This is a genomic window from Microbacterium oxydans (assembly GCF_000956525.1).
GTDB classification, from domain to species: Bacteria; Actinomycetota; Actinomycetes; order Actinomycetales; family Microbacteriaceae; genus Microbacterium; species Microbacterium oxydans_A.
The window spans coordinates 1-14,759 of sequence record NZ_JYIW01000026.1 but is presented as its reverse complement, the minus strand read 5'-3'; the positions used below and the strand labels follow the sequence as shown (position 1 = coordinate 14,759).

The window sequence follows — 14,759 nt, the reverse complement described above, 5'->3', positions numbered from 1 at the left end:
GCTTGATCGATTGTAGCGGCCAGCCCCTTGCTCGGTGCCCCGGCGCGCGGCGTGCTGCCGCGGAGCATCCGTCAGCACCGGCCGAGCGGACCGCCCGCCCCCTCGATCTCGACGTCAGCGATCAGGCCCCGCGCAGCGCCGCCACGGGTTCGATGCGCGCCGCACGACGTGCCGGATACCACCCGGAGGCCCAGCCGACCACCGCACCGAGCACCGCTCCTGCGATCGCGACGAGCGGATCCGTCACCGGTGCCCACCCTTGCACTGCCGCCACCACGATCACAGCGACCACACCGACCGCGGCGCCGATGATGCCGCCGATGAACCCGATCACGATGGACTCGATCATGAACTGCGAGCCGATCTGACGCCGAGTGGCACCGAGCGCTCGACGAAGGCCGATCTCGCCGATGCGCTCCATCACCGACAGCAGCGTCACGTTCGCGATGCCCAGCCCACCGGCGAGCAGCGCGATCACACCGAGGATCAGGAACACGACGTTCACATCGGCCTGCACGTTCTGGCTGAGGTCGGAGGAGGATGCCGGCGCGCGAGCCTCGAGCGATTCCGGATCATCCGGTTGCAGCGCGATCACCGACTGCTCGGCCACCTGGGGGCCCGCGCCGACGGCGATGTGGATCGCCAGCTCCGATGGCGCGTCGAGGCCGAAGTCCGCACGCGCAGCACCCTGCGGGATGATCACCGAGTCCACCAGTTCCGAGCGTCGGTCCATGCCGTCGACGATGCCGATCACGGCATATGCCACGCCGGCGATGAACACGGACGGCTGCGAGTCGATGCGATTGATGCCCATCCGCTCGGCGGCGCGCTCGCCCAGCACTGCCACGCGGTCTGCGCGCGCATCGTGTCCGTCGTCGAAGAAACGACCGGTGACGAGTGCTCCGTCGACAGCGTCGAGGAGATCCTGGGTCGTCGCGAACAGGCGAGGGGATGCCGCGATCGGGGCAGAGGGATCGTTCACCGGCACCGCTGTGATCGTCTCGCCCTCCGCGAGCTCGACCTCGCCGATGAGCGCAGCGCTGTCGACGCCGGCGAGCATCTTCACCCGCTCCGGCGAATCCCACGGGAGGCGCCCTGCCGCGACTGTCGTGTTCTGCTTCCCCGACTGTGCCTTCGCCGCCGTGACGACCACCTGTGTGGCAGCCACGCCGTCGAACTGCCGAGCGATCTGCGCCGCAGCGGTCTGCGCGAACCCGAGGGTGGCGACCAGCGAAGCGATCCCGAGCACGGTGCCGAGGATGGTCATGACCAGGCGCGCGGGGCGGGAGCCGATGTCGGCGGTGGCCTCGGCGACGAGGTCCTGGAACGTGAACCGATCGGCGTGCTTCACGGCAGGCAGCAGCGCCGTCGCCGGATTGAGCGCCGACTCCGCTTCCTCATCAGGTGTCGTGGTCGCGTCACCCGTAGCGGCGTCATCGTCGTCAGGCATCGCAGCCTCGACCGCGGTCTTCGACGTCTTCCGACGCCAGGGAATGAGGTTCACAGTTCGCTCAATCTGCCGTCGGTGATGCGGATGCTGCGCCGCGCGCGCTGCGCCACGGCGTCGTCGTGCGTGATCACGATGAGGGTCAGCCCGTCGTCGTTCAGCTCCTCGAACAGCTCCATGACCTCGCCGGAGGTGCGCTGATCGAGGTTGCCGGTCGGCTCGTCGGCGAGCAGCAGTTGCGGGCCGCTCACGACGGCGCGCGCGACGGCGACCCGCTGACGCTCGCCACCGGAGAGCGAGTTCGGGAAGAAGTCGATGCGGTGCGCGAGGCCGACGCGCGCGAGCGCCTCCCTCGCCCGGGATTCGCGTTCGCGTCGCGGCACGCCGCTGTACAGCATGGGCAGCAGCACGTTGTCGAGCACCGTGCGCCGCGGCAGCAGGTGGAAGGACTGGAACACGAAGCCGATGAACCGCGCCCGCACTGCGGCGCGTTCATCATCGGAGAGATCGCCGGTGAGGGCGCCTGCGAGCCGGTACTCCCCCACGCTCGGACGATCGAGCAGACCGAGCAGGTTGAGCATCGTCGACTTGCCCGAACCGCTCGGTCCGACGATCGAGATGTAGTCTCCCGGCGCGACGCTCAACGTCGCGGCCTTCAGCGCCTGCACCTCGGGCGGACCGGGGAACGACCTCGTGACGTCACGGAGCTCGACGAGCGGTGCGACCGGCGTCACCGGCCCACCACCACGAGATCGCCCTCATCGAGCTCCTCTTCCACCGGTGTCACCTCGACGGCGCCCTTCGCCGCGAGTCCCGTCTCGACGACGACGATGCGCGTCTTCGCATCCTTGCCGTCACGCGGATCGGATTCGACGACCTCGATCCGGGATTCGCCTCCGGGCCCGGCAGTGAGGGCAGCGAGCGGCACCGAGAGCACATCGCCCTCCGTCGCGCCGACCGCGATGCGCACGCGCACGTTGTTGCCCTGCAGCTGCGTGATCTGCTCCGGCGTGAGCGGATCCGGCTCCAGGAGCACCTCCCAGCGCGCCTTGTTGTCCTTGCCGGGCTTGAGCTCGGAGATCACGGCGCGATGCTCGGTGCCGTCCGCGAGGTCGAAGGTCGCCTCGGCGCCGACCTGGAGCAGACGGGCATCCGCTTCGGCAGCCGCACCGGTGAGCCGGACCGTCGCACCCGAGACTGTCATCGCAGACCCGGACAGGACGGTGCCTCGCTCCACACTGACCGCATCCACTCGCCGTGGGAGCTCGGTGAGATACAGCACCTCGCTCGACGGGAGGTACGGGAGCACGTTCCGACGCGCTTCCTCGAGCGCCTGATTGGCCGACGTGACCTGTGCGCGCGCCGCATCCAATGCCGCGCGCTCGGCTCCGGTGTCCTTCGCGGCCCAGAGCTGGTCGCGCTCGAGTCGGGCGGTCTGGAGCTCCCACTCGGCTTGCTGCACGCCTTCCCCGGATGCCTTCGCCGCGGCGAGTGCCTGCTCTGCCTGGGCGACCTTCACGTCAGCCTGCCAGCTGTCCACCTTGCTCGGGCCCGCACCAGCGGTGTTCAGCGCCTGCTGGGCCTGTGCCACACCGCTCTGCGCGGATCGCACGCTCTCCTCGGCACCCCGAACGGCTTCGGAGGCTCCCTCCTCGGGAGACGGCGCCGGATAGCCGACCTGCGCGTAGAGCTGGCCGACGCCGTTCGCCGTGGCCTGGTCGAAGACGTTCGAGTTCACGTCGCCGACATCGATGCCGAGACCGGCGAGCGCCTGCTTGAGCTGGATGACGTCCGGACCGGACACACCGAAGCGAAGCGTCCGATACGCCGGCAGTTCACCGGGGAGCACGATCACCGGGCGTCCGACGACCTCGAGCGCCACGGAGAGCGGGTTCAACGTCGCACCGACCTCGGGCACCTGCCCCGTCACGACCGCCGCACCGGCGATCGCCGACGTGTCGAGCTTGACCTCGACGGCATCCGCGTAGCCGACGTCGGCCCTGAGCGTCACATCGTTGCTCAGCGGCCCGAACTCCACCGGCACCGTGACCAGTCCGGGGTCCGGGGCGTCGGCGCTCGAGGCGTCGGGCGAGATCAGGAACCGGCCGATGAGCAGTCCCGCGATCAGGCAGATCACGGCGCCGAGCGCCACGATCCACAGTGTGCGATTGCCGCGCAGCACGCGCCGCCATCCGCTCACGTGAGATGTATCGACCTCAGCGTCAGCCTCGGGCGCGTCGACGTCGTCCTGCCCCTCGAGCAGATCAGCCGGCAGCTGTGTGGTGGGGGTCTCGTCCTCCCGCATCACTTGCTCTGCTCGGCAGCGGCCTTGAACGCGTCGAGCTCCGCCTTGTTCTCGGCGATGAACTTCTCCTCGAGCGCGAACTGGATCTTCAGCGACTCCTCCATGTACGAGGTCTTCTTCCGGCAGTCCAGGTCGACGAGCGCGAGCTCGATCTCCCGCTCGCCCAGCTTCTTCATCTCCGGGCTGTCGCTCGGCTCGACGAACTCCGGGGACTCGGTGTCGACCGGCTCCGACCCGTCACCGTACGCGGCGTCGTACAGGGCGTTCTGCTCGTCGACGATCGACTGGGACGCGTCCGCCTGCTTCGTGAAGCCCGGCTCGCCGCCGTCCGCCATGCACTTGGCCCACTCTGCGTTCAGATCCGCGAGTTCAGGCGCCTCCTGCGTCGTGGTCCAGAACTCCTCCATCTTCGTGCGGATCTCGGAGAACTCGTCGCTCTGCCAGACGTCGTCGCCGTCGATCTCGTGCTGTGCCCATCCCTGGCAACCGCCGTCCTCCCAGCGGTACTCGTAGCTGCCGTCCTCATTGAGCTCGTCCTCATCCGGGCTGGCGCCGTAGAGCGTCTCGTAGAAGGCGGTCTGCTCGGTCTCGGACAGCGTCTGCACGTAGTCCTGGTTCGGGTCGACGTACTCCTCAGCCGGCTCCTCCTCCTGGCGCTCGTTGAAGGGACTGTTCACCATGCCGTAGCCGTACTTCTCGACCCACTCGCGCTTCTCCGGCTCCCAGTCGCCGTCGGCGCTGGCGAACATCCCGCCGTTGTCCGTGTTCGGGGTGTACTCGAACCCCTCGTCCGCCATGCACTCGGCGACGAGCTCTTCGACCTTGCGCTGGTTCTCCTCCGACTGCTTCTGCTGCTCCTCGGGAGACAGATCGCCGCCCCACGCGGCAGCCACGTACTTGTTCAGCGGCGAGTCCTCGTATGTGAGGCCATCATCGCCGGGGGTGCCGGTGCATCCGGCGAGGACGAACACCATTGCGGTCGCCGCGAGCGCGGCAAGAGGACCGGTGGAACGCATGTGAGGACTCCTTCGTACGACCGATTGCAGTCGGAAGTTCTCACAGTAGGGACTCACAGCGCGAGCGCGCGTCCCCCGAAAGGATGACCTCACTGAATTCGGCGGAATCGGTCCGAGAACCTGTAGTCAGCACTCCGAATCAGCGCGCGCGAGGGTGCGAGGTCGCGTAGATATCACGCAGCGTATCGACCGAGACATGGGTGTAGATCTGGGTCGTCGCGACCGATGCATGCCCGAGAAGCTCCTGCACGACGCGCACATCCGCACCTCCCTGCAGCAGGTGCGTGGCGAACGAATGACGCAGCGTGTGCGGCGAGACCTCCGTCGTGATCTGCGCCCGTTCGGCCGCCGAACGGATCACCAGCCAGGCGCTCTGACGGGAAAGCGGCGCTCCGCGCAACCCCAAGAACAGACGGGCGGACGCTCGCCCGTTCGCCGCAAGCTGCGGCCGCACCCTGGTCAGGTACGCATCGACGGCGGCGCGTGCATACGAGCCGATCGGCACGATGCGCTCCTTCGACCCTTTGCCGCGCAGGCGCAGCACGTCGCCGTGCGCCAGGTCGTCGACGTCGAGCCCGACGGCTTCGGACACGCGTGCACCCGTCGCGTACAGGAGTTCGAGCAGTGCCCGATCACGGATGCCGGCCGGTTCCTCCGCAGACGGGGCGGCGAGCAGTCGCTCGACCTGATCGATGGTGAGTGCCTTCGGCAGACGCTGCGGAGCCTTGGGCGGTCGCAGTCGGCCGCTCGGATCGTCGGCCTCGATGCCCTCGCGCACGAGGAACCGGTGCCAGCCGCGCACCGACGACTGCAGCCTCGCGAGGCTCGTCGCAGCGGGTGGCGGGACCGATCCAGCACGCTCGGCGATGAACCGCCCGATCACGACCGGCGTCACCTCCGAGGAATCGGTGAGCCCCTCCGCCTGCAGCCACTCGAGGTAGCCCGCAAGATCGCGGCGATACGCCGAGACCGTGTGGACGCTCAATCCGCGCTCGATCGTGACGTGACGCAGATAGGCATCGAGCGCGCGTTCGAGCTGCATCCTCTAGCTCCGGTCGCGCTGCCTCAGCGAGGTCGCGAGCACTCCGATGCTCAGGATGCCGTTGCGCATGCGTCCGGCGAGCACCGCCTCGACCGCCTCCTCGAGCGGAACCCACTCGACGCGGATGTCAGCCTCTTCATCCTCGCGAGCGTGTGCCGCAGGAGCAGGAGTGATACCGGTCGCGAGGAACAGGTGGATGATCTCGTCGTTGCCGCCCGGAGTCGTCCAGGAGGAGACCAGCGGCTCCCAGTGCTCGGCGATGAGGTCTGCCTCTTCCGCGAGCTCGCGACGAGCAGCTTCGAGCGGTGGCTCCCCCGGAATATCGAGGAGCCCGGCGGGCAGCTCCCAATCGCGATGACGGATCGGATGCCGGTACTGCTGGATCAGCAGCACACGGCCGTCGTCATCGAGCGCGACGATCGCGACGGCGCCGGTGTGCGCGACGTACTGGCGACGGATCTGTCCGTCGCCGTATCGCACCAGGTCGTCACGGACGTCCCACACTGCTCCCTCGTAGACGAGGTCGCTGCGGAGGACATCCGGCCGGAACGGCTCGTCGCGAGGCTGCTCGCCGGAACCGGACTCAGGCATCTGCGCTGACGTCGAACAGCTCGCTCGAGCGGTGACGAGCGATGGCGGCGCCGATGAGTCCGCGGAACAGCGGGTGCGGATCGGTCGGGCGCGAACGCAGCTCCGGGTGCGCCTGCGTGGCGATGTAGTACGGGTGTACGTCGCGCGGCAGCTCGACGTACTCGACCAGGTCGAGCTCGGGGTTCAGTCCCGAGAACACCAGACCAGCGGCTGCGAGGCGGTCACGGTAGGCGTTGTTGACCTCATAGCGGTGGCGGTGACGCTCGGATGCCTCGGGCGCGCCATACAGCTCACGCGCGATCGAGCCCTCTGCGAGCGCCGCCTGGTACAGGCCGAGACGCATCGTGCCGCCGAGGTCTCCACCATCGAGGATCTCGATCTGCTCGGCCATCGTGGCGATGACCGGCTCAGCGGTGTCCGGGTCGAACTCGCTCGACGACGCGCCGACGATGCCGGCCACGTCGCGGGCATACTCGATGACCATGCACTGCAGGCCGAGGCACAGACCGAGCGTCGGGATGCCCTGCTCACGGGCGAACTTCAGCGCGCCGAGCTTGCCCTCGATGCCACGGATGCCGAAGCCGCCGGGCACGCAGATGCCGTCGAGCTCCGCGAGCTGCTCCTGAGCGCCCTCAGGCGTCTCGCACCGATCCGACGGGATCCAGCGGATGTTGACCTTGGTCTCCTGGGCGAAGCCGCCGGCCTTGAGCGCCTCGGTGACCGAGAGGTAGGCGTCCGGCAGGTCGATGTACTTGCCGACCAGGCCGATCGTGACCTCATGCTTGGGGTTGTGCACGGCGTGCAGTACCTTGCTCCAGCGGGTCCAGTCGACCTCGGGCGCAGCCTTCTGGTCCAGTCCGAGGCGGCGCACGATGTACGAGTCCAGCCCCTGATCGTTGAGCGTCGACGGGATGTCGTAGATGCTCGGCAGGTCGACGGTGTTGATGACGCCCTCGACATCGACGTCGCACATGAGCGCGATCTTGTTCCGGTTGCTCTCGCTCACCGGACGGTCGCTGCGCAGCACGAGTGCGTCCGGCTGGATGCCGACCTGGCGGAGAGCTGCGACGGAGTGCTGCGTCGGCTTGGTCTTCTGCTCACCGGACGCACCCATGAACGGGACGAGCGAGACGTGCACGAAGAACACGCTGTCGCGGCCGAGCTCATGGCGGAGCTGGCGAGCGGATTCGAGGAACGGCTGGGACTCGATGTCGCCGACCGTGCCGCCGACCTCGGTGATGATCACGTCGGGGCGAGGCTCCTCCGAGGCCTGCAGGCGCATCCGGCGCTTGATCTCGTCGGTGATGTGCGGGATGACCTGCACGGTGTCGCCGAGGTACTCGCCACGGCGCTCGCGCGCGATGACCTGCGAGTAGATCTGACCGGTCGTGACGTTGGCGGCCTCGGACAGGTTGATGTCGAGGAAGCGCTCGTAGTGGCCGATGTCGAGGTCGGTCTCGGCGCCGTCGTCCGTGACGAAGACCTCGCCGTGCTGGAACGGGTTCATGGTGCCCGGATCGACGTTCAGATACGGATCGAGCTTCTGCATCACGACGCGAAGACCGCGGGCGGTGAGCAGATTTCCCAGGCTGGCGGCGGTGAGCCCCTTACCCAAAGACGAAACGACACCACCAGTCACGAAGATGTGCTTCGTGGTGAAAGAGCGCTGGTTCGTGTCGTTTTCAGGTCCCGCAGAAGAAGAGTTCATCACGGGCTTCAATCCTAACAGTTCGGTCAGACCCCGAGGCTGAGAAGTTCTCGGGCATGGGTGAGTGCGGCATCCGAATCAGTCAATCCGGACAGCAGTCGGGCCATCTCGGCTTCCCGATCTGCACCCTCGAGACGACGCACGCTCGAGGCGGTGACCGCTCCATCATTGGCTTTCACGACGGAGAGGTGGTTGGTGGCGAACGCGGCCACCTGCGCGAGATGTGTGACGGCGATGACTTGCGACTTCTCTGCGAGTCGGGCGAGTCGTCGTCCGACCTCGATCGCGGCTGCGCCGCCGATGCCGGCATCGACCTCGTCGAACACGAAGGTCGGAACCGGATCGGTGCCGGCGATGACGACCTCGATCGCGAGCATCACCCGAGAGAGTTCCCCACCGGATGCTCCCTTGGCGACCGACCGAGGCTCGGCCCCCGGATGCGGCGCGAGCAGGATCGACACGTCGTCGCGTCCGTGGGTGCTCTCGGCACCCTGCGTGACGGCCACGACCAGTCGGGCATCGGGCATCGCCAGGGCACGCAGCTCTTCGCTGACGGCCGCACCGAGTCGCTCAGCCGCATCCGTGCGCGCCGCGGTCAGCGCCTCGGCATGCGCGTCGAGCTCGGCGCGTACCCGGTCGCGCTCCTCGATCAGCCGATCGACCCGGTCTCCGTCGTCATCGAGTTCGGCGAGTCGCACTGACCCGGTCTGCCAGACCTCGAGCGCCGCATCGAGCGACCCATGGGCGCGGATCAGCACACCGAGTGCCGCCCTGCGCTCCTCGACCGCTGCGAGTTCGTGCGGTCCGGTCTCATCGAGGTCGGCGAGGTAGGCGGAGATCTGCCCTGCAGCATCCGCGATCCGGTAGCCGATGTCGGCGACCACCGTCGCGATCTCGGCGAGCTTCGGGTCTACGGCGCGCTCGAGTGCGCGTCGCGCCTCGGCGACGAGCACCGTCGCGTCCGGCTCGCCCTCCTCGTTCGAGAGGGCACCGTGCGCGAGCGATGCGGCGAGGCGCAGTTCCTCGGAGTTCGCGAGTCGCTCTGCTCGGTCGCTCAGCTCCTCGTCCTCGCCGGCTTCGGGCGCGGTCGCCTCGATCAAGGCGAGGGCCTCACGCAGTCGCGATGCCTCCTCGGCCCGACGGTCGCGGTTCTCGGTGATCTCGGCGATCTCGGCATCGAGCTCACGCCACTGCGCGAACGATGCGGCATAGGCGCTCGAGGCCGTAGCGATCGGCGCACCGCCGAAGCGGTCGAGCGCGTCGCGCTGCGCAGCCGCCGACCGCAGCCGCAGCTGCTCGGACTGGCCGTGGACGACCACGAGCTCCTCGGCGAGAGCCGAGAGCACTCCGGCCGGAGCCGCCCGCCCGCCGACGCTCGCTCTGCTGCGCCCTTCAGCGCTCAACGTCCGCGAGACGTAGAGTTCGGCGTTGCCCGAACCGGCAGGCTCGAGCTCTCCCCCGGCGTCCGAGACGATGTCGGCCACATCGCCGGCCTCCGGAACGATCCACACTCCGGCGACGGATGCCTGCGACGAACCGGCGCGCACAGCGCCGGAGTCGGCGCGCTGGCCGAGCAACAGTCCCAGACCGGTGACGACCATGGTCTTTCCTGCACCGGTCTCACCGGTGATCGCGGTGAACCCTGGGCCGAGGGGCAGGACGGCATCGGCGATCACGCCGAGCCCCTGCATCCGCATCTCCTCGATCATGACTGCTTCCCCGGTTCCTGCCCACGCCAGCCCTCGACGGGCAACTGGAACTTGCGCACCAGGCGGTCGGTGAAGGCGCTGGGGTGCAGCCGTGCGAGGCGCACCGGCCGAGAGGATCGCCGGACGACCACTCGCGCACCAGGGGGGAGCTCGTGTGAGCGGCGGCCATCGCACCAGAGGATGCCGGAACCGTCGGTGCGCTCCAGCATCTCGATCGCGACGGCGGCGTCCGGACTCACCACGAGCGGCTTCGCGAACAGCGCATGGGCGGAGAGCGGCACGACAGCGATCGCCTCGACCGATGGCCAGATCACCGGCCCGCCTGCCGAGAAGTTGTACGCGGTCGATCCGGTGGGCGTCGAGATGACCATGCCATCGCAGCCGAAGCTCGACAGGGGGCGCCCGTCGACCTCGAGCACGATCTCGATCATGCGTTCGCGGCTGGCCTTCTCGACCGTCGCCTCGTTCAGCGCCCAGGTCTCGTAGATGACGGCACCGTCGACATCCTTCACCCGAACGGACAGGGCCATGCGTTCTTCGACGCCGTAGTCGCGCGCGATGACCCGACGCACGGCGTCGTCCATGTCATCGCTCTCGGTCTCGGCGAGGAATCCGACATGGCCCATGTTGATCCCGAGGACGGGTGCACCGCTGCCGCGGACCAGTTCAGCCGCGCGCAGGATCGTGCCGTCGCCGCCGAGGACGATCGCGAGCTCCAGGTCATCGATGCCGACCGATTCACCCAGCACGTCCACGTCAGCGAAGACGCCGTCGACCGCGGAGAGTTCCGTGCGGTCATCGGCCGCGAGCACCGGACGAGCCCCGGCGTCGCGAAGCGCGTCGACGACGCGACGCGCAGCCTCGACCGTTTCGGCACGGCGCGCATGAGCGACGACCAGGATGCAGCGTTCGTTCATCGTCCTCCTGCCAATGCGTTGATGCGGTCCAACCATTCTGTCGGATTGCTGCCGCGGCCCGGCGCGAGATGCACCAGATACTCCGCATTCCCGTGCGTGCCGAGAATCGGGGACGGAAGGATGCCGAGCATGCCGAGGCCGGTGTCCCATGCGCTCCACACCGTGCGGGCAACCGCGTCCGCGCGCGTCGCCGGGTCGGTCACGAGTCCGCCCCGCACCGCGGTGCGGCCCACCTCGAACTGTGGTTTCACCAGCAGCACGATGTCGGACTCCGGTGCGGCGACGGCCGCGACTGCCGGGAGGACGAGTTCGAGCGAGATGAACGCGAGGTCGCCGACGATGAGGTCGGGCGCGGCCTGCTCCCCCGTCGATGCGGCCAGGTTCTCCGCAGTCATGTAGCGGACGTTGTAGCCCTCGACAGCGACCACGCCGGGGTCGGCGGCGATCGAAGCGGCGAGCTGCCCGTGCCCGACATCGACCGCCAGCACGCGCCGCACACCGCGCTCCCGGAGCACCTGCGTGAAGCCGCCGGTCGACGCACCCATGTCGAGTGCCAGCCGTCCTTCGACAGGGAGCGCGAAGCCATCGAGCGCGGCGATCAGCTTGTGCGCAGCTCGTCCGACGTAGTGGTCGGTGGCGGCGACGGTGACCTCGGCGTCATCCGGCACCGAGGTGGATGCCTTGACGATCGGGCGACCGTTGACGCTGACGAGCCCGTCGGCGATGAGTGTCGCGGCGTGCGTGCGGGAGCGGGCGAGACCACGGGATGCGAGAGCGGCGTCCAGTCGCGTCATCGGGTACCGGGGGTCTCCCGCTGGTCGAGCTTCGCGCCGCTGTCGAGGCGGCGGGACAGCTCGTCATGCAATGCCGAATAGGCGTCGGCACGGTCGGGCAGCGGCTGACCTTCGATCAGGCGCAGGCGACTCCACAGGCCGTCGGTCGGCGCACTCGTCGTCTCATCGCTCACGGTTCCACTGTACGCGGCGCCCACGACAGGCGGCGGAGGCACGGCGAGCGATCGGGGCGATCAGGGTCGGTGGAACGGGTCGTCGTAGAGACGCTCGGGCACACGGAGCACGAAGACCGGAGTCCCGGATGCCCAGATGGCAGCAGCCCCTGCGCGGAGCAGGTCGATCTGCTCACCGGATTCCGAGACGATCTCCACATCTGCGCCGGTGACACGCACCGCAGCGCCGTTCACGGAGAAGACGCCGTCCTTCTCGGTGATCTCCGGGTACGGCCGGTGCAGGTCGCGCAGATCCGCCAGGATGTACGTCGGACGCGAGCCTTCTGGAGCTGCCAGCACATGCTTGGGACGATCGATCCCGGTCAGCACGAGCGCTGAGTCGATACCGACCCGACTCGCACCCATGATGTCGGTGTCGAGACGATCACCGATGAACAGTGCCTTGTGCGCGTCGAAGCGGGCGAGCGCGACCTCGAAGATCGGAGCCTCCGGCTTGCCCGCCACGGTCGCCAATCGGCCGATCGCAGTATGCACTGCGGACACGAGCGTGCCGTTCCCCGGAGCGACGCCGCGCTCCCGCGGGATCGTCCAGTCGGTGTTGGTGGCGATCCAGGGGATGCCGCCCTCGTCCTCGGGGAGCTTCAACGCGAACGCGGCCTCAGCGAGATCCGTCCAGGCCACCTCGGGCGCGAAGCCCTGCACGACAGCGCTGGGGGAATCCTCCGCACTCCGCGTGACCGTATAGCCGGCCTTCTGCAGCTCGTCGACCAGGCCATCCCCGCCGACGACGAGGATCGTCGCCGGCGCGGGCACGATGCCTGCGAGCAGACGCATCGCGGCTTGGGGACTCGTGACGACGTCAGCAGGCGCGACCGAGAGGCCGAGGCCGCTCAGGTGCTCGGCGACGGATGCATCGGTACGCGAGGCATTGTTGGTGATGTACCCCAGCCGAGCGGACTCCCCCGCCTGGTTCAGGCTCGCCACCGCGAACGGCAGCGCACCAGGGCCGGCGTACACGACGCCGTCCAGGTCAGCGAGCACCGTATCGACGCCGTCGAGCGGCGTCGCTGACGAGCGCTTCCGCGAGAACAGCGCCACTACTCGTCCTGTCCTGCCTCGTCGTCCTCGCCGAGCAGCTCGCGAACCTCGTCCTCGACGGACTGCTCTTCGACGGTCTGGTCCTCGACGGGAGCTGCTGCGTCGGAATCCGAGGCGGCGGGCGAGTCGGCGGAGGACTCGGGATCAGAGGACGCATCGACGTCTGACTCGTCATCAGCGTCATCAGCGTCATCAGCGTCGAGGAACTCGCCCTCGATCATGCTGTCCTCGATGAAGATCTCCTCATCGCCGGCTTCGTCGACACCCAGCGCCTGGGCGGCGACCTCGGCACGATGTGCCCAGAACTCGGCTTCTTCGTTGCGTCCGAGGTCCTCGAGAACTGCCGCGCGTGCGGCGAAGAGCGACGGGCTCCACTCGAATGCACGATCGGGGTCGAGTTCGGGGATCTCGAGCTCGCCGAGCGCCAGCTCCAGGTCACCCTGGTCGAGACGGGCGCCCGACATCGCAATCGCGAGGGCGACGCGAACCGGCGTCGGAAGCGCCGAACGATCGACGGCGCGGCCGGTCTCCAACGCGCGGTCGGGACGTCCGATACCGCGCTCGCTGTCGACCATCAACGCGATCTGGTCGTCCTTGCCGGAGATCCGACGGAACGTGCGCAGCTCGCGCAGTGCCAGCGCGAAGTCCTCGGTTGCGTAGGCGGTGATGCCCAGCGTCTCCCGGACGATCGCGATGCGGCCTGCACGACGAGATGCCGCGAGGGCGTGCTCGTGAGCGAGGGCGGGATCCTCATCGATGAGACGAGATGCCATCGCCAGATGCCGTGCGACCTGTTCCGCGTTCTCCTTGCTCAGCGTCTTCAGCTCATTGCGAGCCGACGAGTGGAGATCCTGCGGGGTGACGTCCTCCGGAACGAAGGGGTCATTGTGACGGGGACGCTCATCCGCCGCCTGGACGGGACGCTCTCGGCCCGATCCACCGCGCTGCGGGTACGAGCGTGCACCATCGCGGCTCGAGCCGCCGTCGCGGCCGGGACCGGAGCTCCGGTTGTTATCGCGGTTGTAGCCGCCTTCGCGACGAGGAGCGGAGTCGCGGTTGTACCCGCCGCCCTCACGGCGAGGGGCCGAGTCGCGGTTGTTATCGCGGTTGTAGCCACCCTCACGGCGAGGGGCAGAGTCACGGTTGTACCCGCCCTCACGGCGAGGGGCCGAGTCGCGGTTGTTATCGCGGTTGTAGCCACCCTCACGGCGAGGGGCAGAGTCACGGTTGTACCCGCCCTCACGGCGAGGGGCCGAGTCGCGGTTGTTATCGCGGTTGTTATCGCGGTTGTAGCCACCCTCACGGCGCGGGGCCGAGTCGCGGTTATAGCCGCCGCCCTCACGGCGCGGAGCCGAGTCACGGTTGTACCCACCCTCACGGCGAGGGGCCGAGTCACGGTCGTATCCGCCCTCACGACGCGGAGCGGAATCACGGTTGTTATCGCGGTTGTACCCGCCACCCTCACGACGCGGAGCAGAGTCGCGGCTATAGCCGCCACCCTCACGACGCGGAGCGGAATCACGGTTGTTATCGCGGTTGTACCCGCCACCCTCACGTCGCGGAGCAGAGTCGCGGCTATAGCCGCCACCCTCACGACGCGGAGCGGAATCACGGTTGTTATCGCGGTTGTAACCGCCTTCGCGACGCGGAGCCGAGTCGCGGCTATAGCCGCCACCCTCACGACGGGGCGCGGAATCGCGGTTGTTGTCGCGACCGTTGGTGGGGCGCCCACCAGAAGCGCGGTTGCCGCGCGGTCCGTTGTCGTCGTTGCGACGCGGACGGCGCTCTTCCTCTTCTGGCATGATGCTCCCTGTTCTCTTCGTGTAAACGCAAAATGGCCACCCATCGATGGGTGGCCATTTGCTTAAAAGGAGTCCGGCGGTGTCCTACTCTCCCACAGGGTCCCCCCTGCAGTACCATCGGCGCTGTGAGGCTTAGCTTCCGGGTTCGGAATGTAAC

Annotated in this window: 13 protein-coding genes and 1 rRNA gene; all 14 read right to left on the bottom strand. The window is 68.3% G+C overall.

Features of this window, described 5'->3' with window-relative positions; all coding sequences use genetic code 11:
- Positions 1-121 precede the first annotated feature (121 nt).
- Complete coding sequence (locus RS83_RS12600; protein WP_231587782.1) at positions 122-1,504, bottom strand: ABC transporter permease; 1,383 nt, start codon at positions 1,502-1,504, stop codon at positions 122-124.
- Positions 1,501-2,181, bottom strand: a complete 681-nt coding sequence (locus RS83_RS12595; protein ID WP_045279900.1) for an ABC transporter ATP-binding protein — start codon at positions 2,179-2,181, stop codon at positions 1,501-1,503. The genes RS83_RS12600 and RS83_RS12595 overlap by 4 nt, the downstream gene beginning before the upstream one ends.
- Entirely contained in the window at positions 2,178-3,752 is a 1,575-nt protein-coding gene (locus tag RS83_RS12590) for a hypothetical protein (RefSeq protein WP_197072152.1), read from the bottom strand. The genes RS83_RS12595 and RS83_RS12590 overlap by 4 nt, the downstream gene beginning before the upstream one ends.
- Positions 3,752-4,768: a hypothetical protein gene (locus tag RS83_RS12585; RefSeq protein WP_045279899.1), complete on the bottom strand. Its 1,017-nt coding sequence runs from the start codon at positions 4,766-4,768 to the stop codon at positions 3,752-3,754. The genes RS83_RS12590 and RS83_RS12585 overlap by 1 nt, the downstream gene beginning before the upstream one ends.
- A 139-nt stretch (positions 4,769-4,907) precedes the next feature.
- Positions 4,908-5,810: a site-specific tyrosine recombinase XerD gene (gene xerD, locus RS83_RS12580; protein WP_045279898.1), complete on the bottom strand. Its 903-nt coding sequence runs from the start codon at positions 5,808-5,810 to the stop codon at positions 4,908-4,910.
- 3 nt (positions 5,811-5,813) lie between these two features.
- Positions 5,814-6,401 carry an NUDIX domain-containing protein gene (locus RS83_RS12575; protein ID WP_045279897.1) on the bottom strand — a complete coding sequence of 196 codons (588 nt, stop codon included), beginning with the start codon at positions 6,399-6,401 and terminating at the stop codon, positions 5,814-5,816.
- Positions 6,394-8,109 (bottom strand): CTP synthase, encoded by a 1,716-nt coding sequence (locus RS83_RS12570; protein WP_045279896.1) that lies wholly within the window; start codon positions 8,107-8,109, stop codon positions 6,394-6,396. The genes RS83_RS12575 and RS83_RS12570 overlap by 8 nt, the downstream gene beginning before the upstream one ends.
- A 26-nt stretch (positions 8,110-8,135) precedes the next feature.
- Positions 8,136-9,818, bottom strand: coding sequence for a DNA repair protein RecN (gene recN, locus RS83_RS12565; RefSeq protein WP_045279895.1), 1,683 nt, complete (start codon positions 9,816-9,818; stop codon positions 8,136-8,138).
- Positions 9,815-10,735, bottom strand: a complete 921-nt coding sequence (locus RS83_RS12560; protein WP_045279894.1) for an NAD kinase — start codon at positions 10,733-10,735, stop codon at positions 9,815-9,817. Before RS83_RS12560 ends, recN begins: the two co-directional genes overlap by 4 nt.
- The gene (locus RS83_RS12555) at positions 10,732-11,529 is read right to left on the bottom strand and encodes a TlyA family RNA methyltransferase (RefSeq protein ID WP_045279893.1); all 798 of its coding nucleotides are present in this window, start codon (positions 11,527-11,529) and stop codon (positions 10,732-10,734) included. The genes RS83_RS12560 and RS83_RS12555 overlap by 4 nt, the downstream gene beginning before the upstream one ends.
- Complete coding sequence (locus RS83_RS19000) at positions 11,526-11,702, bottom strand: hypothetical protein (RefSeq protein WP_197072131.1); 177 nt, start codon at positions 11,700-11,702, stop codon at positions 11,526-11,528. Before RS83_RS19000 ends, RS83_RS12555 begins: the two co-directional genes overlap by 4 nt.
- Before the next feature lie 60 nt (positions 11,703-11,762).
- Positions 11,763-12,800 (bottom strand): HAD-IIA family hydrolase, encoded by a 1,038-nt coding sequence (locus tag RS83_RS12550; RefSeq protein ID WP_045279892.1) that lies wholly within the window; start codon positions 12,798-12,800, stop codon positions 11,763-11,765.
- Positions 12,800-14,602 (bottom strand): primosomal protein, encoded by a 1,803-nt coding sequence (locus RS83_RS19145; RefSeq protein ID WP_231587781.1) that lies wholly within the window; start codon positions 14,600-14,602, stop codon positions 12,800-12,802. Before RS83_RS19145 ends, RS83_RS12550 begins: the two co-directional genes overlap by 1 nt.
- 71 nt (positions 14,603-14,673) lie before the next feature.
- Positions 14,674-14,759, bottom strand: a 5S ribosomal RNA gene (rrf, locus tag RS83_RS18360); the annotation flags it as partial.